This window comes from Gordonia paraffinivorans, from assembly GCF_900683595.1.
Classification (GTDB): domain Bacteria; phylum Actinomycetota; class Actinomycetes; order Mycobacteriales; family Mycobacteriaceae; genus Gordonia; species Gordonia paraffinivorans.
The window spans coordinates 77,424-102,327 of record NZ_CAACYD010000006.1; the positions used below are offsets into that span (position 1 = coordinate 77,424).

Below are 24,904 nucleotides of genomic sequence, written 5' to 3' on the forward strand. Positions count from 1 at the left end.
CAGCTCAGGACCATGATTGGGCAATGGTGTCGAGTCTGACGACCGAGCGCGTGCGCCGCGACGTGGAAGTCGTGGCGCACGCGGGTCTCGGTCTCGACGAGTTCTTCGCCGAGACGGTCGAGTCGCTGCGACGGGCGGTCCCCGTCGACGCGGCGTGTGTGGCGACCTTCGACGCGAAGACGCAGATGCTCACCTCTGCGCGCAAGTACGGCGACCTGCTCGGCCAGGACGAGCGGGACCCGGACTTCGGGCTCCTCGAGTACGGCGGCTGCGAACCGTCGAGCTATCGGGAGCTGGCGTCGCGCAAGTGCGACGCGGTCGGCATGAACCTCCTCACCCGAGGACAGGTCAAGCGGTCGGAACGCATGTCGCAGTTGATGATTCCGGAGTACTGCTTCCACGACGAGGCCCGCCTGTCGATCCGCGACGGCGATCGGCTGTGGGCCGGGATCGCGATGTTCCGCAGCGGCGCGGGCTGCCGCCCGTTCGACGAGGACGAGATCGGCTTCCTGGCCTCCCTGTCCCGCACGCTCGCGCACGGGGTCCGGATCGGCCTGCTCAGCTCCGTCGTCACCGAGCCCGTCGTCACCGAACCCGGAACCTCGGTCATGCACGGCCCCGCGGTCCTCATCATCGACCGGGACAACGAGATCGTGCAGATGTCGGCGGGCAGCGAGGAACGGATCGACGACCTCGCGGCCGGCCCCAACAGCGCCTCGGCAGTCAATCCCGTCTTCGGGCTGATCGGCGCCGCCCGACGCTACGGCGCCGGCGAGACCGATGTCCCGCCCCGCCTACGGGTACGCGGAAAGTCCGGGATGTGGCTGGTGATCAACGCCTCCCCGCTGTCGTCTGCCGACGGACGGGTGGGCGAGGTGGTGGTGACCATCGAGGAGGCGCGACCGCCCGAGATCATCCCTCTGGTGGTCGAGGCCTTCGGACTCACCGCGCGAGAGCGGGACGTGACCCAGATGGTGTTGCAGAACGTCGCGACGAAGGACATCGCCGCCGCACTGCACGTTTCGGCCTACACCGTGCAGGACCACCTCAAGTCGATTTTCGACAAGGCCGGTGTGCGGAGTCGCCGGGAGCTCATCGCTCGCGTGTACTTCGATCAGTACGCGAACCGCCTCGGGGACACGTTGACGCCGTCGGGCTGGTTCGCGTCGGAAGAGTGACACCTCGACGATCCGGGACCCGGGGTTCGACGACCAGAGGCCGGAAAGGCCGGGCTCAGCAGACCGGGACTCGAAATCGGGGCGGGCTCGGGACGATGCCACCCCCGCCGCATGGCACCGTTCCCGATCCTCCCGTGGGTATTCACGACATAACCGAAGTTATTCACGATCGTGAATCGTCAGTAGTCCAACACATCCCCGCGCACCTTTACAAGGAAACGTGGCAAGCTGTGATGGAGGTAACGTGTGTTGTCAGATTGCGGAGCGCAACCCTCCGCCCGCCCACGATGACCGGACTCACCACCGAGCGAACGATCGGTATAGCATCGTGGGAGTGCCGTACCGGGCACACTGCAAGCGTCGGTCCGATCACGAGGAAGTGCGATGGCCACACCCATGTCCCGCCGGGACCTCGAGTTCCTGCTGTATGAATGGCTCGATGTCGAATCGCTGACCTCGCGTGAGCGGTTCGCCTCCCACTCGCGCGACACCTTCGACGCCGTCCTCGAGCTGAGCGCCGACCTCGCCATGAAATGCTTCGCCCCGGCCAACAAGATCGGCGATGCCCACGAGCCCTACATCGGCGACGACGGCAAGGTCGTCCTGCCCGACGAGGTCGTCGCCGGACTCGAGGAGTTCCGCAAGGCCGGCCTGATCGCCGCGTCGTTCGACGAAGAGCTCGGCGGGATGGCGCTCCCCACGGTGATCCGACAGGCCTCGTCGGTGTGGTTCCAGGCCGCCAACGCCGCGATGTCGTCGTACGGCTTCCTCACCGTCGGCAACGCGAACCTCCTCGCCGAGTACGGCACCCCCGAGCAGATCGACACCTGGGTGCGGCCGCTGGTCGAGGGCCGCTACTCGGGCACGATGTGCCTGTCGGAGCCCCAGGCCGGGTCGTCGCTGGCCGACATCACCACCAAGGCCGTCAAGGCCGACGACGGCACGTACCGGATCACCGGGACCAAGATGTGGATCTCGGCGGGCGATCACGAACTGACCGAGAACATCGTGCACCTGGTGCTGGCGAAGACCCCCGGCGGAGGCCCCGGAGTCAAGGGCATCTCGCTGTTCATCGTGCCCAAGTTCCTGCCCGACGGCACCCGCAACGACGTCGCGCTCGTCGGCCTCAACCACAAGATGGGCAACCGGGCCACCACCAACTGCCTGCTGAACTTCGGCGACGGCACCTTCTCCCCCGCGGCGGAACCGGGCGCGGTCGGCTTCCTCGTCGGCGAGGAGCACCGGGGCCTGTCCTACATGTTCCACATGATGAACGAGTCCCGCATCGGCGTCGGGTTCCTCGCCACCGCACTCGGATACGCCGGGTACCAGGCATCGCTGGAATACGCGAAGGTGCGCACCCAGGGGCGCCCCGTCGACCAGAAGGACCCGTCCACGAAGCCGGTCCCGATCATCGAGCACGCCGACGTGCGCCGGATGTTGCTGGCGCAGAAGGCCTACGTGGAAGGCGCACTCGCCTTCGGGCTGTACTGCAGCAAGCTCGTCGACGAGGCCGCGACCGCCTCCGACGAGGAGCGCGACCGCATCAACCTGCTGCTCGAGCTGCTCACGCCGATCGCCAAGAGCTGGCCGTCGCAGTGGTGCCTGGAGGCCAACAGCCTCGCCATCCAGGTGCACGGCGGCTACGGCTACACCCGCGAGTTCGACGTCGAGCAGTACTACCGCGACAACCGCCTCAACCCGATCCACGAAGGGGCACACGGCATCCACGGCCTCGACCTGCTGGGCCGCAAGGTCACCATGCAGGGCGGGGCCGCGCTGACGCTGCTCGCCGAGAGAATCGGCGCGACCGTCGACCGGGCACGCGAGGTGCCCGAGGCCGCCGGGTACGCCGAGGCCCTGCAGTCCGCCGTCGACCGGCTCGGCAAGGTGACCGCGCACATCTGGTCGTGCGATGACCCTAAGCTCGCCCTGGCCAACGCCACGATCTACCTCGAGACCGCCGGCCACATCGTCATCGCCTGGATCTGGCTGGAACAGGTGCTGGCCGCCCACGGCCGGTCCGGAGACTTCTACGACGGCAAACGCGCTGCGGCGCAGTACTTCTTCCGGTACGAGCTACCGAAGACCGGCCCACAGCTCGACCTGCTCGCCGCACTGGACCGCACCACCCTCGACGTCGAACCGTCCTGGTTCTGACACCCCCGACCCCGGCGCGGCCCACGGTGGGCCGCGCCCGAACACGCTGTAAGGGAGACGATGATGTCCGTGATGGATCTGTTCGACACGACCGGCAAGGTGGTCATCGTGACCGGCGCCTCGTCGGGACTCGGTGTCTCGTTCGCGAAGGGCTTCGCCGAGGCCGGCGCCGACGTGGTGCTCGCCGCGCGCCGCGTGGAGAAGCTCGCCGACACCGCCGCCGCCGTCGAGGCGTTGGGGCGCAAGGCACTCGCCGTACCGGCCGACGTCGCCGATCCCGAGCAGTGCCGGCGCGTGGTCGATTCGGCGATGGAGACCTTCGGCAAGGTCGACGTGCTGATCAACAACGCCGGCATCGGCACCGCCTACCCCGCGACGAAGGAGACGCCCGAACAGTTCCGGGAGGTCATCGACATCAACCTCAACGGCTCGTACTGGATGGCGCAGGCGTGCGGCCGGGTGATGCAGCCCGGATCGGCGATCGTCAACATATCCTCGATCCTCGGCATCACCACCGCCGGGCTCCCGCAGGCCGCGTACGCCGCCAGCAAGGCCGGCGTCATCGGCCTGACCCGCGACCTCGCCCAGCAGTGGGGCGCGCGCAAGGGCATCCGCGTCAACGCGATCGCGCCGGGCTTCTTCGAGACCGAGATGACCGACCACTACAAGCCCGGATACCTCGACTCGCAGATGCCGCGAGTGGTGCTCGGGCGCACCGGCCACGGCGAGGAGCTCGCCGCCACCGCGATCTGGCTGTCGTCGGCCGCCTCCGGATACGTCACCGGCCAGACGATCGCCGTCGACGGCGGCGTGACCCTGACCTGACGCCGACTCCGTTCGCAAAACGAACTGTGCGTGGGTCGTGCACCCTAGACTGACCGCAATGGACCCCGCATCTGCCCCACATCACACCGACCCGGCGAACGCGGTGCACCCGACCCTCCGGGAACCGGTCAACCAGGTCGACCCTCGGGCCAGGACGCTCTGGCGGCTGCCGCCGCTGATCTTCGGCATCCCGGCGACCATCGCGGCCATCGCGGTCGCGGTGGTCGCCCCCGAGGCCCGCGCGGTCGCCACCTGCGCCGCGGTCGTGCTCGCGCTGCTCACCGCCTTCTACGCGACGGTTGTCCCGTTGTGGCGGTACCGGTTCCACCGCTGGGAGGTGAGCGACGACGCGGTGTACTCGCAGACCGGTTGGTTCGTCCGGCACCGGGTGATCATCCCGATCGCCCGCATCCAGGTCGTCGACACCGAGGCGGGTCCGCTCGAACAACTGCTGGGTCTGGCGAAGCTCACCGTGACGACCGCATCGTCGGCCGGCACGATCCACATCGCCGGCCTCGACGCCGAGCTGGCGCGCACCACCGCCTCCGACCTGACCATCCGCACCCAGGCGTTCACCGATGACGCGACCTGACCCGGTCCCGCCTGCGCCGCCGCCTCCCGCTCGGCTGCACATCGACGCGCCCGACGAGTGGCATCGGCTGTCGCCGTGGATGATGGCGGTGGGCCTCGTCGAGGCGCTACCGTCGCTGGTCCCGGTGCTCATCGCAGTGGTCTTCGCCGGCCGGTCCGCGCCGCTGCTCATCCTGATCGCCACCGTCCTCATCGTGCCGCCGGCAGCGGCGATCCCCTGGCTGACGACCTTCTACCAGGTGACCGACGAACACGTCCGAGTCCGCAGCGGACTCCTGAACAAGAAGGTCGCCACCGCCCGGCGCGACCGCATCCGCAGCGTCGACCTGACCGCCTCCCTGGTGCACCGGATCCTCAACCTGCAGAAGGTCACGATCGGCACCGGCGGCGACGACCAGTCGTCGCAGGTGAAATTGCGCGCCGTGACGCTCGCCGAGGCCCGGGCGCTGCACGACGAACTCATGCCGACCGCGACCTCCGGCGCGGCGGCCGCCGCGGATGCCACGGACGGCTCGCCGGCACACCCGGTCGCGCACCCAGAGGTGCTGACGCGGTTCCAGATGAGTTGGCTGCGCTTCTCGCCGTTCTCGGTCGGCGGCCTCGCGGTCGCGGCGGCGATCGGCGGCGCCGCCGCACAGATCGCCAACGAGGCAGGATTGTTCGACCGGACCGCGGGTGTCGTCCACGACGCGTACGACACCGTGCGCGAGATGCCGCTCGCGCTCGTCGCCACCGTCGGCGTGGTCGCCGTGATCGTCGGCGGCGCGGTGCTGTCGGCAGTCGGTTACCTGTTGAGCTACTGGGATTTCCGGCTCACGCGACATCCCGACGGCACGTTGCGCACCGAGCGCGGACTCCTCACCACCAATGCCATCAGCTTCGACGAGAACCGGATTCGCGGATCCGATCTCTCCGAGCCGATCCTGATGCGACCGCTGCGAGGTGCCCGCCTGCACGCGATCGCCATCGGCGCGCACAAGCACCCGTTGCTGCTCCCGCCCGCCCCGCGCGACGAGGCGATGCGCGTGGCCGGACTGGTCACGCACGAGCAGGCCGAACTGACCGCCCCGCTCACCGCCCACGGCCGTGCGGCGTTCGTCCGACGACTCAATCGCGGATTCCTCTCCGGCCTCGTCGTGTTCGCGGCGATCGCTGTCCCGGCCGTCGCCGGCACCATTCCCGTCGGCTGGATCGCGGCGGGTGCACTCGCGCTTGCCGCGTCGACGACTCTCGGCGTCGTCCGCGCCCGGCATCTCGGGCACCGCGTGACCGCGCGGTCGGTGGTCATCGCCCCGCCCACCGTCGCGCGCCGGCGGATCGTCGTCGACCGCGACGGCGTGGTCGGCTGGGCAAGCAGGTCCTCGCTGTTCCAGCGTCGCGCAGGGGTGTGCACGCTGATCGTCGCGACGGCCGCCGGCGCCGAGCACTACTCGATCGTCGACGTGGACGAGACCACGGCCGCGGCGATCCCCGCCGAGGTCACGCCGGAGTGGGTGGCCCCGTTCCTGGCGCGCTGAGTCCTGCAGGCCACCCGGCCTGCGCCACCGACGAGCACTCCCCGTGAGGAGCGGCCGGCACTGTCGAGCACCTGGACGACCAACCGAGACGTTCGCCGAATTCCGTCCCACGCCGTCCGCGGCTGTGTTAGACCTCGAGGAGTCGGTACTGACTGCTCTGGGGTCGACGAAGGGGTCGGAGGCATGTCGGAAGACCAGCACACCACCGTGGGACCGAACACGCCTCTTCGCAGAGGCATTCCGAGACGCGCGGTCCTGACCGGACCGGCCGCAGCCGCCGTGATCGCCGGGACCGCGGTGGCACTCCCCCACGCGACGGTGCCGTCGGCGAGGGCGGTACCCCGCACCGGCGTCGGCCGCGGACGCGACGTCGCGATCTTCGGCGGGGGCATGGCCGGGCTCGCCGCAGCACACGAACTCAGCGAACGCGGCTTCTCGGTGACCGTCTACGAACCCGCCTATCTCGGCGGCAAGGCCCGCAGCTTCGACGTTCCCGGCACCGCTCGAGGTGGCCGTCGCGGCCTCCCCGGCGAGCACGGCTTCCGCTTCTATCCCAGCTGCTACCAGCACGTCCCGGAGATGATGCAGCGAATCCCGGTGGGCCGCAGCAATGTTCGCGACCGGCATCTCACCAGCGTCGAGTCGGCCATGATCGCCTTCGACGAATCGGGGTACGCACCGACCACCGTCCCGGCCTCACTGATCGGTTTCGTCGATCACGCACCGCAGATCGCCACACTCGAGAATCTCCGCAACTCGCTGATCACCGGGCTCAAGTTCGTCGTCGACGTCCCGGCCACCGAGCTCACCTACTTCGTGTCGCGCCTGCTGGTGATGGCCACCAGTTGCACCGAGCGCCGGATCGCCCAGTGGGAGAACCGGTCCTGGATGGAGTTCGTCAAGGCCAAGGGCAAGTCCCGTTCCTACCAGCGCTATCTCGTGGGAGCACTCACCCGGTCGCTGGTCGCGGCCAAGCCGGAGACCGCGTCTGCCCGGACGATCGGGCAGATCGGCCTGGCCCTCGCCACCGCCGCGAGCGGGCTGATCCCGCAGTACCGCTCCGACCTCGTCCGCGGCGACGTCGACCGAATCCTCGACCGGCCCACCAACCAGGCGTGGATCGACCCGTGGGTCACCCATCTCCGCACCCGCGGGGTCCGCTTCGTGATGGGGGCCGGTCTCGCACGGTTGGACGTCGGCGGCGGACGCATCACCGGAGCCCGCCTGACCACCGGCCAGATCGTCGAGGCCGACTGGTACGTCGCGGCAATGCCGATCGACCGCCTCAAGCCGCTGCTGACCCCCGCGCTGCTCGACGCCGCGCCATCACTCGCGGGAGTGCCTGCGCTGCAGGACGACTGGATGGTCGGCATCCAGTACTATCTCCGCCACCGGTCGGATCTGCCGCCGGGCCACATCGCCGCGCTGGGCACCCCGTGGGCGCTCACCGGCCTGTTCCAGGCCGCACCGTGGAACGTCGACTTCTCCCGCACCTACGGCGACGGGACGGTGAAGGACTGCCTGTCCATCGACATCTCGGAGTGGGAGAAGCCAGGCATCCTGTACGGCAAGCCCGCCAAGCAGTGCACCAGGCAGGAGATCGCGCGTGAGGTGTGGGCGCAGATGAGCCGGGCGCTGAACGCCGGCGGCCGCGAGACCCTGCGCGCCGACGACATCGTCACCTGGTCCCTCGATCCGGGCATCACCTGGTCAGGGGGTCGCACCCACAACGCGACCCCGCTCATGGTCAACACGAAGGGGTCCTACGGCAACCGGCCCGACGCGCACACCGAGATCCCGAACCTGTTCATCGGCGGCGACCACGTGCGCAGCAACATCGACCTCGCGACCATGGAGGGCGCCAACGAATCCGGGCGTCGGGTCACCAATGCCATCATCGCCGCGGCCGACAGTCCCGCCGCGGAGGCGACGCTCTTCCCACTGTGGGAGCTGCCCGTCCTCGAGCCGCTGAAACAACTCGACCGGGATCGCCACCGGGCCGGGCTTCCGCACATCCTCGACGTCTGACCGGTCGCCGCCGGGCCGGCGTCCCGGACGCCTTCACACGCCGCTCGAGCGCGCGCGATCTCTCGCCACCGCTCAGCCGAGCAACTCCAGCAACCGGTCCACGAACGCGACCTGCGCGGGGTTCAGCTTCGCCCGCGCGGTCTCGGGATCGAACCACTCGGCGCGGTCGACCTCGGGGAACTCCTGCACGCGTCCCGACCGGGGTGGCCACTGCATCTCGAAGGTGTTGCTGACGACCTCCGAGACGTCGAGGTCACCTTCCAGGGCGAAGGCGACGACCCGCTTGCCGCTCTTGAGACACACCTCGCCGAGATCGGCGTGCGGTCCGGCGGGCGGCGGGGAGCCGATCTCCTCGGTGAACTCCCGCCGCGCGGCGTCCCACTCGGACTCGCCCGCGTCGACGAGGCCCTTCGGCACCGACCACGCACCCTCGTCCTTGCGCGCCCACAGCGGGCCGCCCGGATGGACGAGAAGGACCTCCACACCGTCGGGGTTCGCGTCGGTGCGGCGGTAGAGCAGGAGTCCGGCGCTGCGGGGAGCGTTCGATGGGCGCGGGGGCACGGATATATCTTCGCGGAAACGTCGAGGACACACGAACGCGCCTTCCCGGAAATACCGGGTCCGTACAAAACGTGGCATGTCCGTCATCGGTGTGCTCAAGAACGGGAAGCCCGGCGCTCGGCCGGTCGACGAGATCCCGCCCTTCGTCAGACTGTTCCCGCTCGGACTGCAGCACGTGCTCGCCATGTACGCCGGCGCGGTCGCGGTCCCGCTGATCGTCGGCGGTGCGATGGCCGGCGCCGGGCAGCTCGAGTCCGGCGACATCGTGCACCTGATCATGGCCGACCTGTTCGTCGCCGGCATCGCGACGATCCTGCAGGCCGTCGGGTTCTGGCGCTTCGGCGTCCGGCTGCCGCTGATGCAGGGCGTGACCTTCGCCGCCGTCGGCCCGATGATCACCATCGGCACCAGCTATGGCATCACCGCCATCTACGGCTCGGTGATCGCCTGCGGCCTCTTCATGATCGCCGTCGCACCCGTCGTCGGACGCCTCATCAGATTCTTCCCGCCGCTGGTCACCGGCACCATCATCCTCATCATCGGCGTCTCGCTGATGCGCGTGGCCGCGGGATGGTTCGGCGGCGGCACCGCCGCCGGACCGGACTTCGGCGACCCCAAGGACATCGGATTCGGCTTCCTGACACTGGCGATCATCGTCGCGATCGAACGGTTCGCCCCCGACGCCCTGCGACGGGTCTCGATCCTGCTCGGCCTCGTGATCGGAACCCTCGTCTCGATCCCGTTCAGCATGACCAACTGGGACAAGATCGGCGAGTACCCGTGGGTCGGCGTGCCGCAGCCCTTCCAGTTCGGCGCACCGACCTTCGAGATCAGCGCGATCATCTCGCTCCTCATCGTGGGCCTGGTGATCATGACCGAGACCACCGGCGACATCGTCGCGGTCGGCGAGATCGTCGACGAGAAGATCACCCCGCGCCGCCTCGCCGACGGCATGCGCGCCGACGGTCTCGGCACCCTGCTGGGCGGCATCTTCAACACGTTCCCCTACACCGCCTTCGCTCAGAACGTCGGGCTCGTCGCCATCACCGGCGTGCGCACCCGCCACGTCGCGACCTGCGCCGGCATCATCCTCGTCGTCCTGGGCCTGCTGCCGAAGATGGCGGCCGTCGTCGAGGGCATCCCGCTCGCCGTGCTCGGCGGGGCCGGCGTCGCCCTGTTCGGCATGGTCGCGGCCAGCGGCATCCGGACCCTCGCCAAGGTGAAGTTCAACAACGTCAACGTGCTCGTCGTCGCGATCTCGGTCGGCGTCGCCATGCTCACCGAGGCGAAGATCTACTACACCGACCGCAGCGGCGACGCCCCGGTCGACGTCGTCCTCGACATCTACGCCGAGTTCCCGGACTGGTTCCAGACCATCTTCCACTCGGGCATCTCCGCCGGCGCGATCACCGCGATCCTGCTGAACCTGCTGCTCAACACCCGCAGCGTGTCGTCGGACCCGGTCGACTATCACAACACCGGCGACATCGCCGTCGTCGGCACGCCGCCCGGCCTGTCGGCCTCCGACGGCGTCCGCGCCCCGGCCTTCGACCCGCGTGACGCACTGGCCGCCGCCGATCCCGACACCCCGCCGGAGACCCTGCGCTACCTGGCCGACCACGACCCGTCGCTGCACCAGTTCATCGTCACGAACCCGTCGGCCCCGAAAGACCTCTGCGACGAGATCAGGGAGCTCGGCGACCCGAAGGTCATGCGCGTGTTCGAGGCGTGGGACGGCAAGACGGAGGGGAAGTTCTCGCAGCGGGGATCCTGACCGGCGCGCCCGGCCGGGCTTGTTCGTCGTGGCGACCCTCCCGAGCACCGAGAACGGCATATCGTGGGGTCATGTCCTCCACTATCGAAGCCGGTCCCGTCGGAGAAGATCCCGACGGTCCGGCCGCCCTCGACGACGGCCTGATCACCGACCCGGATCTGCCGCACGAATACCCGCACGAGTCGGCCTTCGCCTTCGGTGACTCCACACCGATCGGCGTGACCGAACGCCTGGCGCGCGAGAGCGCCGCCTACGAGGCGGCCGCCCGCGCCGATCGCAATCCGGGCCACGCCGTCGGCGGCTCGGCGGGAAGCACCGAGGGGCGTTGATGGAGGTCCTGTCCAGCCGGGTGCTGTTGCTCTCGGCCGATCCCGAACGTCTGCAGGCCTTCTACCGTGACCGCATCGGGCTGCCGATCCATCGCGAATACCCCGGCGGAATCGTGTTCTTCGCGGGCAACGGCCTCATCGAGATCTCCTCGCACCTGAAGACCGACGCCCCGAGTCCGGCGAGCGACGCGGCGCTCTGGTTGCAGGTCCGCGACGCCGAGGCCACCGAGAAACAGTTCCGCGACCGCGGGGTCACCGTGCTGCGCGAGCCGCGCCAGGAGCCCTGGGGCCTGATCGAGATGCATGCCGAGGATCCCGACGGACGCCGGATCATCGTCGTGGAGATCCCCGCCGACCACCCGCTGCGCAAGGACACCCGGTAGTCCCCCGGCGGCGTGCCCCGACGCCGGAGGGCGGCATGACAAACTGGACCGCATGAGTTCCTGGAGCGCGCCGACCTGCACGAGCGGCCTGAATGCCACCGTCGAGCTGCCCGGTTCCAAGTCCATCACCAACCGTGCTCTCGTCCTGGCCGCGCTCGCCGACGGACCGTCGACGGTCCGCGGAACGCTGCGCAGCCGCGACACCAACCTCATGCTGGGCGCGCTCGAGGCGCTCGGCGTCGAGGTACGGGTCGACCCCGCCTCCGACACCACCGTCTCGCTGGCCCCCGGCCCGCTGCACGGCGCCGAGATCGACTGCGGTCTCGCCGGCACCGTGATGCGGTTCCTCCCGCCGCTGGCCGCACTCGCCGAGGGCCGGGTCCGGTTCGACGGAGACCCGCAGGCCCGGGTCCGCCCGCAGACCACCATCCTCGACGCCCTGCGCACCCTCGGGGTCGCGGTCACCGGCGACCGGCTGCCGTTCGTCATCGACGGCACCGGCAACGTGCGCGGCGGCGAGGTCACCATCGACGCCTCCGGGTCGTCGCAGTTCGTCTCCGGCCTGCTGTTGTCGGCGGCACGGTTCGACGAGGGGCTCGTGGTCCGGCACGAGGGACCTCCCGTTCCGTCGACGCCGCACATCGACATGACCGTGGAGATGCTCGCCACCGCGGGCGTCGCGGTCGACACCTCCGAGCCGAACGTGTGGAAGGTGGCACCCGGACCGATCCGCGCGGTCGACTGGACCGTCGAACCCGACCTGTCGAACGCCGCGGCGTTCCTGGCCGCGGCCGCGGTCACCGGCGGCGTGGTCCGCGTCCCGTATTGGCCGGCGGTCACCACCCAGCCCGGCGCGCGCATCGCCGACGTCCTCGCCGCGATGGGCTGCACGGTCGAACACCTCGACGGCACGCTGAGCGTCCACGGGCCCGAGGTCCTCAAGGCGGTGAACCTCGACCTGCGCGACATCGGCGAGCTCACCCCCACCATCGCCGCCCTGTGCGCCCTCGCCGACGGCGAGTCCGAGCTCACCGGCATCGCCCACCTGCGCGGCCACGAGACGGACCGCCTCGCCGCGCTCACCACCGAGATCACCCGTCTCGGCGGCATCTGCACCGAGACCGAGGACGGGCTGCGCATCACCGGGACCACGCTGCACGGCGGCACCTGGGAGTCCTACGCCGATCACCGGATGGCCACCGCCGGCGCGATCATCGGACTGGTGACCCCCGGCGTCGTGGTCGACGACATCGAGACGACGAGCAAGACGTTGCCGGACTTCCCCGGCATGTGGACGAAGATGATCGGACAGGAATGAGTTCGCCCGCCATGAGTCCACGGTTCGTTTCCCGCGGGGGTCGCCGTTGAGCCGGCGGGCCGACAACTACGACGAATCCGATGTCCGGGTCCGTCCGGGCAAGGGGACCCGACCCCGCACCAAACGCCGTCCCGCACACGACGACGCGGTCGAGGGCATGGTGGTCTCGAAGGACCGCGGGCGCTGGGGCGTCGTGCTCGGCGGCGATCCGTCACGACGCGTGGTCGCGATGCGGGCCCGCGAACTGGGTCGGACCCCGATCGTCGTCGGCGACGAAGTGGCCGTGGTCGGCGACCTGTCCGGCAAGCCGGACACCCTCGCCCGGATCGTGCGCGTGGCCGATCGCCGAACGGTGTTGCGCCGCACCGCCGATGACTCCGACCCGTACGAACGGATCGTGGTGGCCAACGCCGATCAGCTGCTCATCGTGACGGCGATGGCCGATCCGCCGCCGCGCACCGGCTTCGTCGAACGCGCGCTCGCCGCGGCCTACGCCGGCGGCCTGGAACCCATCCTGTGCCTGACCAAGTCCGACCTGGCCGACCCGACCGAGTTCACCGCGGCCTTCGCCGATCTCGATCTGCCGATCGTCCGGGCGGGACGAGACGATCCGCTCGACGAGATACTCGACGTCCTGCGCGGCCACATCACCGCACTCATCGGACACTCCGGCGTGGGCAAGTCGACCCTGGTGAATCGCCTTGTGCCCCAGGCGGATCGAGCGACCGGCGAGGTCTCCGGGGTCGGCAAGGGACGCCACACGTCGACGCAGTCGGTGGCGTTGCCGCTACCGGGCGACGACAACGCACCGCTCGGCTGGGTGATCGACACCCCCGGCATCCGCTCGTTCGGCCTGGCCCACATGGGTCCCGACGACATCATCGCGGCGTTCGACGACCTCCGCGACGCCATCGAGGGATGCCCCAGGGGCTGTACGCATCTCGGTCCGCCCGCCGATCCCGAGTGCGCCCTCGACGAACTCGAGGGACACTCCTACCGGCGGGGCATGGCCGTACGCGGCCTGCTCGCCGCGGTCAGCGGCGGAACATCCGCCGACGACGCCGCTGCCGAGCCTGGCGAATCGCCGTCCTGAGACCACCCGTCCGCGGCATGCCCGCGAACCGCTTCTCCGACGCGGTCTCGGGCGCGTCGTCGGCGGTGGCCGACAGGAACCTGTCGGGCAACGCGAGCTTGTGGATGGTGCGCAGCGTCAGGAAGTACTGCTTCGCAAGCGATCCCGTGGTGTAGGGGATGTCGTACTTGTCGCACAGGGCGCGCACGCGCACCGCGATCTCGGCGTAGCGATTGCTCGGAAGATCGGGGTACAGGTGGTGCTCGATCTGGTAGCAGAGGTTCCCGCTGAGGAAGGCGAGCGCGGGCCCGGCATCGAAGTTCGCCGTGCCCAGCATCTGGCGCAGGTACCACTGGCCCTGGGTCTCGTTCTCGATCGACTCGGAGGTGAACTTCTCCGCGCCGTCGGGGAAATGGCCGCAGAAGATGACCACGTACGCCCACAGGTTGCGGATGAGGTTCGCGGTCAGGTTCGCGGTCAGGGTGTGCCTGAAGTTCGGGCCGGACAGCGCCGGGAACAGCACGTAGTCCTTCGCGACCTGCTTGGCGATCTTGCGGCCGAACTCCTTGATCTGCGGGATCGCGACCTCTTTGGGCTTCTCGCCCGCGATGACCTCTTTGAGCGCGAGGTCGTGCAGGCCGATGCCCCACTCGAAGGTCGCGGCCAGCATCACGTTGAAGAACGGCTGGAAGAGCCGGCGCGGCTCCCACGGCTCGTCGCGGGTCACCCGCAGGATCTTGTAGCCCACGTCGTGATCCATTCCGACCACGTTCGTGTACTTGTGATGGATGTAGTTGTGGGAGTGCTTCCAGTGCGGCGAGGCGCACACCATGTCCCATTCCCAGGTGGTCGAGTGGACCTCCGGGTCGTTCATCCAGTCCCACTGCCCGTGCATCACATTGTGCCCGAGCTCCATGTTCTCGATGATCTTCGACAGGGCGAGGGCACCCGTGCCGAGAACCCAGAGCGGACGCGACCGGCTGCCGAGCAGCGCCAGACGCCCGGCCACCTCGAGCGCGCGGTGCGCGAGGATGGTGCGTCGCAGGTAGGTGACGTCGCGCATGCCGCGATCGGATTCGATCTCGCGGCGAAGTGCGTCGAGTTCGGCACCCAGCGCCTCCACGTCGGCGTCGGTCAGATGCGCGTACTCGTTGATGTCAGTGATCGCCATTGGGTTCCATTGTGCCGGACTGGTCGGATGAACGCCCGCGGACCGAGCACCGCCCGGCCCCGTCCGGGTCTGCGATCAGTGTAGTCCCGATCAGGCCGCGGCCTCGGTGTCGCGCGACGAGCGCAGCTCGGTGACCACGGCGCGACGTCCGCGGCTCGCCCGGCGTCGCTCGCGCAGGTTCGCCATCGCCGTGCGCAGGCCGCGGCGGCGGCCGGTGGCCTCGTCGATGGCCGACTGCAGGCGCGCGCCCTCCGGCAGGCCCTGCTTGAAGCGTCGCTCCGAGGCGGTCTCGGGCGCGTCGTCGGCGGTCGCCTTGAGGTACTTGTCCGGCAGCGACAGCTTGGCGATGGTGCGCCACGACTTGGCGTACTGCACGAGCAGCGGACCGGTGGTGTAGGGCAGGTCGTACTTGTCGCACAGGGCCCGCACGCGCTCGGAGATCTCGCGGTAGCGGTTGCTGGGCAGGTCGGGATACAGGTGGTGCTCGATCTGGTACGACAAGTTGCCGCTGAGGAACGCCAGGATGAAGCCGCTGTTGAAGTTGGCGCTGCCGAGCATCTGCCGCAGGTACCACTCGGCCTGGGTCTCGTTGTCGACGTCCTGCTTGGTGAACTTCTCCGCGCCGTCGGGGAAATGCCCGCAGAAGATCACCGCGTTGGACCAGATGTTGCGGATGACGTTGCCGAGCATGTTGGCGGTGAACGTCTTGGCGAAGGCACGGCCGTAACCCACCTTGTGGCCGGTGGTGGCCGCCACCAGCGTCGGGTACGCGAGGTAGTCCTTGGCCACCTGCCGGCCGATCTTCGACAGAACCTGAGCCTTGTCGCGCTCGAACTCGGCCTGCTCCTCGGGGGTGCGGTTGCGCTTGAGAAGCTCGAGCTTCTGGATCGCCACGCCGTACTGGAAGGCCAGCATGAGGATCGTGTTGTAGACGATGTTGCCCAGGTAGAACGGCCGCCACCGCTGGTCGCGGGTGACGCGCAGCAGGCCGTAGCCCACGTCGGCGTCCAGGCCCAGCACGTTCGTGTACTTGTGATGGATGTAGTTGTGGGTGTGCTTCCAGTGCGCCGACGGGTCGGTGTTGTCCCACTCCCACGTCGAGCTGTGCACCTCGGGATCGTTCATCCAGTCCCACTGGCCGTGCATGACGTTGTGGCCGAGTTCCATGTTCTCGACGATCTTCGACAGGCCGAGTGCGCCGGCGCCCGCCCACCAGCAGGCCTTCTTCGTGGAGCCGAAGAGCAGGGCCCGGCCGAGGAGCTCGGTGCCGCGCTGGAAGCGGATGGTGTTGCGAAGGTAGCGCGCGTCGCGTTCACCGCGGCTGGCCTCGATGTCGGCGCGGATGGCGTCGAGTTCGGCGCCGAGTGCCTCGACATCGGCCTCGGTGAGGTGCGCGTACTCGGGAATGTCGGTGATCGCCATACGTGTGTCCCTTCAGGCGGAGGTGTGGCTGCCGCGGGGTGCCGATCATCGTCTTCGACGACCATGCGTACGACACCGATGCGGCTCAGTGCCGGATTTCTCACCCTTACGTCTGCGTAACTTACGCAAGCGTAGGTTACACGGCGCGAGCCTGTCCAGCGGTTGTGACGCGTGAGGGCACGGAATTTGCCGAGGGTCGACGCCCTCCGGGGTTCACGAGCGCGTGGCGTAATAGTCGTCGACGAAGAGCTCGAAGCCGATGAGGTCCTCGTACAGCCCGTCGGACCGGGCCGCGAGCTTCTGCCGGCTGACCTCCCGGAAACCCGCCGCACGTGCGAGCTTCTTGCTTCCGGTGTTGCTGTCGGCGGCGAACAGGGTCAGGCGGCGGAAACCGAGCTTTTCGAAGGCATATTGCACCGACGCCGGGAAGGCCTCGCCCAGGACGCCTCTCCCGCGCGCCTCGGGATGGGTGTAGAAGCCCGCCTCCGCGCCGGTGACCTCGTCGATGCCCAGGAGGCTGATGTCGCCGAGGTACTCGTCGGTCTCCCGGTCGGCCACCGCCCACGTGCACGTCAACCCCTGCGCGGCGGTCCACCACTTGCGGATGCGCTCGGCCGCGGCGTGCTCGAGTTCCAGCGGGTCGGGCCGCGCGAACAGGTATTTCCGCGAGATCGGGTCGTCGAGCGTCTCCCGGATGCGCGGGTCGTCGGACTCGGCCAGCGGGCGGAGACGGAACCGCTCGGTCTCGAAGACGTCGGTGCGCCAGGTGGTCCGAGGCTCGCGCGGGTCGTCGGCGCGCAAGGACCCCACCCATGCGTCGCGGATGTGTCCGCGCACCTCGATGCCGTCCGGCACGGCGGCGTCGAGCCGGAAGCCGCAGGCATGGGCGACGCGGAGCGCATCGATGTTGCCCGCGACCGTCGTCCAGCGGACGACCTCCTTGCCGGCCTCGGCGAACGCGTGATCGACGGCGAGGAGCACGGCCCGTTTCATCACTCCCCACCCGCGGGCATCGGGGTGGAGGTCGTAACTCAGCTGCGTCAGCGGGCCCTCGCCGGCGATGTCGACGGTACCGACGAACCGGCCGTCGAACTCGACCGCCCACACCATGCGAGAGCCGTCGACCCACGATCTCGGCGCGTAGTCGAGGGCGAATCTCTCCGCGGCGGCACGGCTGTAGGGAGCCGGGATCGGGGTCCACCGCATCATGGCCTGATCGGCCGCGAGTTCGACCATGCGATCGAGGTCGCGGGGCTCATGGGCCCGTAGCGTCACCCCGCCGTCGCTGAGGATCGGGACGTTTTCGGGGATCGGGACCTCGGCCTTCACGATCAGGCCTCACACTCGGCGACGCCTGCGGAACGGGACCCGTGACTGTGACCACGCACGTATCCGAGCGTACCGACTACCCCGCCGCCACGCCGGTGTCACCGCGAAGCCCCCGGTCAGGCAACCGGCGGGCGAAAAGGCTCAGACGTCGAGCGTGCAATCCCCGGCGGCCGCGCTGACACAGGTCTGGATGCGCTCGCCCTCGACGTGCTCGGCGCCCGAGCGGAGGTCGCGGACGCAGCCCTTGTCGAGCATGACCACACAGCTCTGGCAGATGCCCATCCGGCAGCCGAACGGCATGATCGCACCGGCGGCCTCCCCCGCCTCGAGGAGCGTGGTGGCGCCGTCGACGGACGCGGTCTTGCCCGAACGCTTGAACGTGACGGTGCCGCCCTGGGCGCCGATCGCGCCGCGCTCGAGTGCGAATCGCTCGATGTGGAGCTGGTCGGCCAGACCCGCCTCGGAGTAGAGCTTGTCGAGGCCCTCGAGGAAGCCGGCCGGGCCGCACGCCCACACCTGACGCTCGCGCCAGTCCTCGCACAGCGTCGGCAGGACCTCCGGCGTCACCTTGCCCTCGGCGCGGGTGTATTGGATGTGCAGGTCGATGAGACCGGAGGCGGCCATCTCCTCGAGTTCCGGGCCGAAGAGGAGGTCGGCCGGGGTCGGCGTCGAGTGGATCACCTTGATGTCGGTGCGCTGCCCGCGCTGACGGACCATGCGCAGCATCGAGATGATCGGGGTCAGGCCGCTGCCCGCTGTGGCGAACAGGATCTTCTCCGGCAACGGCTCGGGCAGCACGAACTCGCCCTGCGGCGCGGCGAGACGCACGACGGTCCCCGGCTTCAGGCCGTTGACGAGGTGCGTCGAGAGGAAGCCCTCGGGCATCGCCTTGACGGTGATCGCGATGGTCTTGTCATTGGCCGAGGTGTCGGGGGTCGAGGTCAGCGAATAGGAACGCCACGTCCAGCGGCCGTCCATGAGCACGCCGATGCCGACGTACTGGCCGGGCACGTAGTCGAAGGAGAAACCCCAGCCGGGACGGATCCGGATCGTCGCGGAGTCCTCGGTCTCCCGGGTGACCGAGATGACCTTGCCGCGCAGCTCGCGCGCCGACCACAGCGGGTTCGCCAGGTGCAGGTAGTCGTCGGGAAGCAACGGGGTGGTGATGCGGGTGAGCGCGGCACGTGCCCACTTCGCCCCGCGACTACGCGCCGCGACCCCGGCAACCGGTTCTTCGAATCGCTCGAGGAAACCCATCTGACAACCGCCTTCAACTCTGTTGTGTACTGCGGAGTCACCTTAACCTACGCAACCGTAGGTTAATGCCCGCAGTAATCCGGGTCACCTCCGCGCAGCACATTCGGGCACGGTTCGGTGCATCAGAGCAGTTCGAGCAGGAACGGCAGTTCCTGGGTGGCGTACCAGGCGAGGTCGAAGTCCTCGGCGTCGCCGACCGCGAGTTCGGCGTCGAGGTCGCCGAGATCGGCGGCGTCGATCACCACGACCGCGGCCCGCACCTTGTCCTCGGCCTCCTTGACGTCGACGTGCACCGACGCTATGGCCTTCAGCGGAACCGTCCCGGACACCTTCACCACGGCGTCGTCGAGATCGGGGCGCAGCGTCACCGCCGAGTCGTCGACGTCGGCGGCGATCACCACCCGGCGCGGCGGGAGGTCCGGCGTCAGGCCCGGCTTGGTGGTCTGCTCGTCGGCGGCGAGCTCCACCTCGGCGGCCTCGTCGCCGGGCTCGGGGGCCTCGCCGGCGAGCAACCGCAGCGATGCTCGCGCGGCCTCGCGCATGGCCACCTCCGAGAGCTCCTCGTCGTCGCCGGAGAGGAAGGACTCGCGCAGCGCCGGGGTCAATGCGAAGCCGGTCCCCCCGACCGGGCGGAACTCCCCGTCGGAGTTCAGCTGGATCAACATCGCCAACGTCGCCGGCAGATACACCCTCATTCGACTTCGCTCCCTTGCGCCTTCCACCGATACCCGCTCACCTTAGCCGCGCAACGCGGTCAATCGGAGGCGCGCAACTCCTCGTAGGACTCGACGGCGTAGTCGCCCAGGACCGGCAGGTCCGAGATGACGCCCCGGTCGGCGACGAAGGCGAAGTTCAACCGGTCGGCGTACTCGACGACGCTGACCGACAGCGCCCGCTGCGACACCAGGACGGGCACGTAGTACACCTCCCGCACCGGGACGCCGAGGACGAAGCGGTCGGCGACCGGCGCGGTGCTCATCGCCACCGGCACGTTGTAGGAACGGCTGTCGAGCGATCGGAAAGCGCGCGAGCTGATGTCGGCGAACGGGACGACGCCGAGTTCCGGGAACCACGGGCTCGGGCCGGTGCTCATCCGTCGCGACGACTGGGCGTAGCGGTCGGCCAGCCCGGCGACCTGCGCCAGGCGCACGGTCGGATTCGCCTCTCCCACCGGGAGATCGGTCACGAAGCTCGGTTTGGCGATGGGGATCCAGCTCGGCTCCGCCTCGGGATCGACCTCGACGCCCGGATCGCGCGCCGACAGGGGCACGACGACGCGCACGGTGTCCGCCGGGGTCGCAGCCACCGGGTCGACCGACAGCAGCCACCTGCGCATGACGCCGGTGATGATCGCGAGTTCCACGTCGATGACCGTGCAGTTGTGGTGTTCGGCGATCTTCGCGCACTCGCGGCGCGGCACCGACGCGGTGGTGAAACCACGAGTGGTGGTGCCCGCATTGTTGAGCGGGCTGCGCGGCGCGGAATCGGTGAGCTGGCCGACCACGCCGCCGACCCGTCGCAGCGTGCCACCGACGACCGAACGCACCTCGGCGACCACGCCGTTGCCGTGCACCACCGTCTCCACCAGATCGCCGGGACGGGCCAGTGCCTCGGCGAGAGCCCCGATGACCAGGCTCGTGCCGCCCGGCGGGGACCCCGGCATCCACAGCTCCTCCGGCAGCACCTCCGGCTCCTCGGTGGTGTCGCAGATGACCTCGCTGATCTCCGGATGACCGTCGTGCTCGTCGATCAGGCAGCGGTGCGACTTGGTGAGGATCGCCAGACGGCCATCGGCCAGGCCCTCGATCAGATACATCTCCCACAGCGGCCGGGTCCGGTCCAGCGGACGCGACATCACGCGGGAGACCAGGTCGGCGAGGTCTGCGGGACCGCCGGGACGGGGCAACCCCGCGCGGCGGATGTGGAAGTTGATGTCGAAGTCGGGATCGTCGGTCCACACCGGCCGCGCGAGACCGAGGGTGACCTCCCGGACGAGTTGCCGGTATCGGGGCGCTCGCTGCAGCCGATTCTCGACCAGCGAGACCAGCGACGCGTAGTCCAGCGGCTTGCGGGAGCCCGGCCCCGCACCATTTCCCGACTGTTCACCTGCGTCCGGGCCGGTGCTCGCGGCCATGGCCGGATCGACGATCAGCAGCGCACCCAGGTGGGTCGTCGAGCGGGAATCGTCAAGGAAGTAGTACATCGCGTCGCGCGGCGACAAACGGGTGACCACGCCGCCGATCCTAGCGGGCCGGCCGAGTCGGGGTCGGCTGCGCGCCGATGGCGCGGCGGATCAGCTGAACTCGAGGGCGACCAGTTGCCACCGGTACTCGACGCGACCGAGCACGGGCCGGGCGGCGCCGGGCTCCACAACGGTTCGGGCGCGGCGAGGTGCGCGTTCGATCCGCCCCGCGAAGGCGCGGATGCGTCCGCCGCAACTGTAGGACCCGAAGACCTCGGCGACGCTGGTGTCACACAGTTGCACGTGGACCCGCTGCAGAACGGTCCCCGGCGCGGCGGTGCTCGGTGACGGGCCGGCGGGTTCGGCGGGGCGGAAGGCGTCGTGCCGAACGAGTGCCGCCACCTGGTCGATCAAAGCGGGCGCCACGGAGTCGGCGAGGTGAGCGGTCCCGCGACGACGGTCGATGACCTCGAACAGCAGCCGGGAGGTCGCGATGGCGAAGCGCCGGGCCTCCACCGCGGCCGCCAGGGTCTTGCGCGACGGCGGGGAACCCGCGTCCGCGAGCTCCCGCACCACGAGTGTCCCCGTCCCGGTCGTCCGGCGTGCCGTGTGGGTGACCGGCCCGAGACCGGCCGGTTCGTACGGCGGCGCGGGTCGGACGCGGACCCGCGGGGTCCGGACGCCGGCCTCGGCGACCGCGGCGACGAGATCGCTCGCGGACGCGGAGGCCGACTCGGGACGAGCAGTGATCAGCGGCTGCATGGGGATAGGACGCAGCCACTCCCCCGTCCGGTTCCATGTCCGGCGAAGAAAATTTTGTGATGTGCGCCTCAGGGCGTTGCCCGTCGGCGCTCACATCAGCGGCGCTTCTTCGACTTCGGCGGCTTGGCCTTGTTGCCCTTGGCGCCGGCCCGCGCCGCGGCCCGACGCTCGCGCCGGCTCGCGGACTCCGCGGCCCCGTTCTCCGGAGCACCCGAGAGCTCCTCCTCCTCGGAGTGCACCACGGTGCCGCCGCCCTCGCCGGGACCCGAGTAGGTCACCGCGGGCTCCTGCGCCGGTGCTCCGGTGCCGCGCAGCGCAGCGGGCACCTGTGCGCCCTCGGCCGCCGGCGCGGGTGCCGGGGTGCCACCGGCCACCGCCGCGCGGAGATCGGCGGCGGTCGGCAGCGGCGGCTGGGGCGCGGGCTGCTCGGTCTGGACGTGCGCGTTGAAGAGGATGCTCAGCGTCTCTTCCTTGAGGCCCTCGAGCATGCCCTGGAACATGTCGTAGCCCTCGCGCTGGTACTCGACCACCGGGTCGCGCTGTGCCATCGACCGCAGGTGGATGCCCTCGCGGAGGTAGTCCATCTCGTAGAGGTGGTCGCGCCACTTGCGGTCGAGGACGCTGAGCAGCACGCTGCGCTCGAGCTGGCGCATCGCGCCCTCGCCGGCCACCTCGTCGATGGCCTTCTCGCGCTTGTCGTAGGCGGCGCGGGCGTCGGCGACGAGGATGTCACGCAGTTCCTCGGCCGAGATGTCGTCGCGCTCACCGTATTCCGTCTCGCCGACAACCTCGCGGAGGTCGAGCTCCATCGGGTAGAGGGTGCGCAGCGCGGTCGTCAGCTCGTCGAGATCCCAGTCCTCGGCGTATCCCTCGGCGGTCGCGCCCTCGACATAGGCCGAGACCACGTCGTCGATCATCTGCTTGATCTGCTCGTGGTGGTCCTCGCCCTCGAGGATCTTGCGGCGCTCGGCGTAGATCACCTTGCGCTGCTGGTTCATGACCTCGTCGTACTTGAGGACGTTCTTGCGCATCTCGAAGTTCTGCTGCTCGACCTGCGTCTGAGCGCTGCGGATGGCCTTGGTGACCATCTTCGCCTCGATCGGCACGTCGTCGGGCAGGCGGCTCATGATGGCCTCGAGCGCGCCGCCGTTGAAGCGCCGCATCAGCTCGTCGGCGACCGACAGGTAGAACCGCGACTCGCCCGGGTCACCCTGACGACCGGAGCGACCGCGCAGCTGGTTGTCGATACGACGCGACTCGTGGCGTTCGGTGCCGAGCACGTAGAGGCCGCCGACCTTGCGGACCTCCTCGGCCTCCTCTGCCGCCTCCTTGCGCGCGATCTCGATGGCCTCGTTCCACGCGGCCTCATACTCCTCGGGGGTGTTCACCGGGTCGAGGCCGGCCTTGCGCAGGCGGGTGTCGGCGATGATGTCGGGGTTGCCGCCGAGCACGATGTCGGTACCGCGACCGGCCATGTTGGTGGCCACCGTGACCGCCCCGATGCGACCGGCCTCGGCGATGATCTGGGCTTCCTGCTCGTGGAACTTCGCGTTGAGCACGCTGTGCGGGATGCCCGCCTTCTTCAGCTGGCGCGACAGGTACTCCGAGCGCTCGACGCTGGTGGTGCCGACGAGCACCGGCTGGCCCTCGCGATGCCGTTCGACGATGTCGTCGACGACCGCGGCGAACTTGGCCTCCTCGGTCTTGTAGATCAGGTCGCCCTGGTCCTTGCGGATCATCGGGCGGTTGGTCGGGATCGGGATCACGCCGAGCTTGTAGATCTGGTCGAACTCGGCGGCCTCGGTCTCGGCCGTGCCGGTCATGCCGGCGAGCTTGTCGTACAGACGGAAGTAGTTCTGCAGGGTGATCGTGGCGAGGGTCTGGTTCTCCGCCTTGATCTCGACGCCTTCCTTGGCCTCGATCGCCTGGTGCAGGCCCTCGTTGAAGCGGCGTCCCTCCAGCACGCGGCCGGTGAACTCGTCGACGATGAGGACCTCGCCGTTGCGGACGATGTAGTCCTTGTCGCGGTGGAACAGCTCCTTGACCTTGATCGCGTTGTTCAGGTAGCTGACCAGCGGCGAGTTGGCGGCCTCGTAGAGGTTGTCGATGCCGAGGCGGTCCTCGACGAACTCCACGCCCGCCTCGTGGATGCCGACCGTCTTCTTCTTGATGTCCACCTCGTAGTGGACGTCCTTCTCGAGCAGCGGCGCGATGCGCGCGAACTCCACGTACCACTTGCTCGAGCCCTCGGCGGGGCCCGAGATGATCAGCGGGGTACGGGCCTCGTCGATGAGGATCGAGTCGACCTCGTCGACGATGGCGTAGTTGTGACCACGCTGGACCAGTTCGGCCAGCGAGTGCGCCATGTTGTCGCGGAGGTAGTCGAAGCCGAACTCGTTGTTGGTGCCGTAGGTGATGTCGGCGGCGTAGGCCTCGCGGCGCGCGGCGGGCGTCATGCCGGTGAGGATCACCGCGGTCTCGAGACCCAGGAAGCGATGGACGCGGCCCATCCACTCCGAGTCGCGCTTGGCGAGGTAGTCGTTGACCGTGACGACGTGGACGCCGTCGCCGGTGAGTGCGTTCAGGTACGCCGGGAGCACACAGGTGAGGGTCTTGCCCTCACCGGTCTTCATCTCGGCGATGTTGCCGTAGTGCAGTGCCGCGCCGCCCATGATCTGCACGTGGAAGTGCTTCTGGTCGAGGACGCGCCAGGCCGCCTCGCGGGCGGTCGCGAAGGCCTCGGGCAGCAGCTCGTCGAGCGTCTCACCGTCGGCGAGCCGCTTCTTGAACTCGTCGGTCTTCGCACGCAGTTCCGCGTCGGAGAGCGCTTCGAACTCGTCGGAGAGCGCCTCGACGTGCGACGCGATCGCGTCGAGTCGCTTCACCATGCGGCCTTCGCCGACGCGCAACAGCTTGTTCAGCACCGTGGATCGAGTTCCTCACCTGTTGAAAACACACGGAATCCGGCCCGCGCAACGCACAGACCGGATCCCATGGTAGCGATGTGAGCTGAGTGGACCCTGATCGGACCGCGTTCCCGCCGCC

General features: G+C 69.2%; 20 protein-coding genes. 11 read left to right on the top strand and 9 right to left on the bottom strand.

Annotated elements, in window-relative coordinates; all coding sequences use genetic code 11:
* Positions 1-23 precede the first annotated feature (23 nt).
* The 6 genes from E1P53_RS07320 to E1P53_RS07345 all read left to right on the top strand — a co-directional run bounded on the left by E1P53_RS07320 (position 24) and on the right by E1P53_RS07345 (position 8,299).
* The gene (locus tag E1P53_RS07320; RefSeq protein ID WP_131733878.1) at positions 24-1,178 is read left to right on the top strand and encodes a helix-turn-helix transcriptional regulator; all 1,155 of its coding nucleotides are present in this window, start codon (positions 24-26) and stop codon (positions 1,176-1,178) included.
* 384 nt (positions 1,179-1,562) lie between these two features.
* Complete coding sequence (locus tag E1P53_RS07325; RefSeq protein WP_131733879.1) at positions 1,563-3,338, top strand: acyl-CoA dehydrogenase; 1,776 nt, start codon at positions 1,563-1,565, stop codon at positions 3,336-3,338.
* Positions 3,339-3,401: 63 nt separating this feature from the next.
* Positions 3,402-4,163: an SDR family NAD(P)-dependent oxidoreductase gene (locus E1P53_RS07330; protein WP_006899695.1), complete on the top strand. Its 762-nt coding sequence runs from the start codon at positions 3,402-3,404 to the stop codon at positions 4,161-4,163.
* Positions 4,164-4,221: 58 nt separating this feature from the next.
* Complete coding sequence (locus tag E1P53_RS07335) at positions 4,222-4,755, top strand: PH domain-containing protein (protein ID WP_131733880.1); 534 nt, start codon at positions 4,222-4,224, stop codon at positions 4,753-4,755.
* Positions 4,742-6,271: a PH domain-containing protein gene (locus E1P53_RS07340; protein ID WP_131733881.1), complete on the top strand. Its 1,530-nt coding sequence runs from the start codon at positions 4,742-4,744 to the stop codon at positions 6,269-6,271. Before E1P53_RS07335 ends, E1P53_RS07340 begins: the two co-directional genes overlap by 14 nt.
* A gap of 183 nt (positions 6,272-6,454) precedes the next feature.
* Positions 6,455-8,299 carry a hydroxysqualene dehydroxylase gene (locus E1P53_RS07345; RefSeq protein ID WP_131733882.1) on the top strand — a complete coding sequence of 615 codons (1,845 nt, stop codon included), beginning with the start codon at positions 6,455-6,457 and terminating at the stop codon, positions 8,297-8,299.
* 72 nt (positions 8,300-8,371) lie between these two features.
* Here the strand turns inward: E1P53_RS07345 and E1P53_RS07350 are convergent, their stop codons facing one another.
* On the bottom strand, positions 8,372-8,860 hold the full coding sequence (locus E1P53_RS07350) for an NUDIX hydrolase (RefSeq protein ID WP_131733883.1): 489 nt from the start codon (positions 8,858-8,860) through the stop codon (positions 8,372-8,374).
* Between the two features lie 76 nt (positions 8,861-8,936).
* Here E1P53_RS07350 and E1P53_RS07355 point away from each other — a divergent pair, with 76 nt between their 5' ends.
* The 5 genes from E1P53_RS07355 (at position 8,937) to rsgA (ending at position 13,757) form a co-directional block, all read left to right on the top strand.
* On the top strand, positions 8,937-10,634 hold the full coding sequence (locus E1P53_RS07355; protein ID WP_131733884.1) for a nucleobase:cation symporter-2 family protein: 1,698 nt from the start codon (positions 8,937-8,939) through the stop codon (positions 10,632-10,634).
* Positions 10,635-10,705: 71 nt separating this feature from the next.
* Positions 10,706-10,963, top strand: a complete 258-nt coding sequence (locus E1P53_RS07360; protein WP_181954821.1) for a hypothetical protein — start codon at positions 10,706-10,708, stop codon at positions 10,961-10,963.
* The gene (locus E1P53_RS07365) at positions 10,963-11,346 is read left to right on the top strand and encodes a VOC family protein (protein ID WP_006899688.1); all 384 of its coding nucleotides are present in this window, start codon (positions 10,963-10,965) and stop codon (positions 11,344-11,346) included. Before E1P53_RS07360 ends, E1P53_RS07365 begins: the two co-directional genes overlap by 1 nt.
* Positions 11,347-11,398: 52 nt before the next feature.
* Positions 11,399-12,664, top strand: coding sequence for a 3-phosphoshikimate 1-carboxyvinyltransferase (aroA, locus tag E1P53_RS07370; protein WP_131733885.1), 1,266 nt, complete (start codon positions 11,399-11,401; stop codon positions 12,662-12,664).
* A 46-nt stretch (positions 12,665-12,710) separates the two neighbouring features.
* On the top strand, positions 12,711-13,757 hold the full coding sequence (gene rsgA, locus E1P53_RS07375) for a ribosome small subunit-dependent GTPase A (protein WP_131733886.1): 1,047 nt from the start codon (positions 12,711-12,713) through the stop codon (positions 13,755-13,757).
* Here the strand turns inward: rsgA and E1P53_RS07380 are convergent.
* From E1P53_RS07380 to secA, 8 genes are all read right to left on the bottom strand, one after another.
* Positions 13,699-14,907, bottom strand: a complete 1,209-nt coding sequence (locus E1P53_RS07380; RefSeq protein ID WP_131733887.1) for a fatty acid desaturase family protein — start codon at positions 14,905-14,907, stop codon at positions 13,699-13,701. The two genes, rsgA and E1P53_RS07380, sit on opposite strands and share 59 nt — an antisense overlap.
* A gap of 90 nt (positions 14,908-14,997) precedes the next feature.
* The gene (locus E1P53_RS07385) at positions 14,998-16,329 is read right to left on the bottom strand and encodes a fatty acid desaturase family protein (protein WP_131733888.1); all 1,332 of its coding nucleotides are present in this window, start codon (positions 16,327-16,329) and stop codon (positions 14,998-15,000) included.
* A 213-nt stretch (positions 16,330-16,542) separates the two neighbouring features.
* Positions 16,543-17,658 carry a GNAT family N-acetyltransferase gene (locus tag E1P53_RS07390; RefSeq protein ID WP_131733889.1) on the bottom strand — a complete coding sequence of 372 codons (1,116 nt, stop codon included), beginning with the start codon at positions 17,656-17,658 and terminating at the stop codon, positions 16,543-16,545.
* Positions 17,659-17,799: 141 nt separating this feature from the next.
* Positions 17,800-18,915 (bottom strand): ferredoxin reductase, encoded by a 1,116-nt coding sequence (locus E1P53_RS07395; protein WP_131733890.1) that lies wholly within the window; start codon positions 18,913-18,915, stop codon positions 17,800-17,802.
* 122 nt (positions 18,916-19,037) lie between these two features.
* Positions 19,038-19,610 (bottom strand): DUF6912 family protein, encoded by a 573-nt coding sequence (locus tag E1P53_RS07400; protein WP_006899681.1) that lies wholly within the window; start codon positions 19,608-19,610, stop codon positions 19,038-19,040.
* 59 nt (positions 19,611-19,669) lie between these two features.
* Complete coding sequence (locus E1P53_RS07405) at positions 19,670-21,148, bottom strand: wax ester/triacylglycerol synthase domain-containing protein (RefSeq protein ID WP_131733891.1); 1,479 nt, start codon at positions 21,146-21,148, stop codon at positions 19,670-19,672.
* 60 nt (positions 21,149-21,208) lie between these two features.
* A complete protein-coding gene (locus tag E1P53_RS07410) occupies positions 21,209-21,859 on the bottom strand; it encodes an Rv3235 family protein (protein WP_131733892.1) in 651 nt (216 codons plus the stop codon).
* Between the two features lie 95 nt (positions 21,860-21,954).
* Positions 21,955-24,783 carry a preprotein translocase subunit SecA gene (gene secA / locus E1P53_RS07415; RefSeq protein WP_131733893.1) on the bottom strand — a complete coding sequence of 943 codons (2,829 nt, stop codon included), beginning with the start codon at positions 24,781-24,783 and terminating at the stop codon, positions 21,955-21,957.
* Between the last annotated feature and the right edge of the window lie 121 nt (positions 24,784-24,904).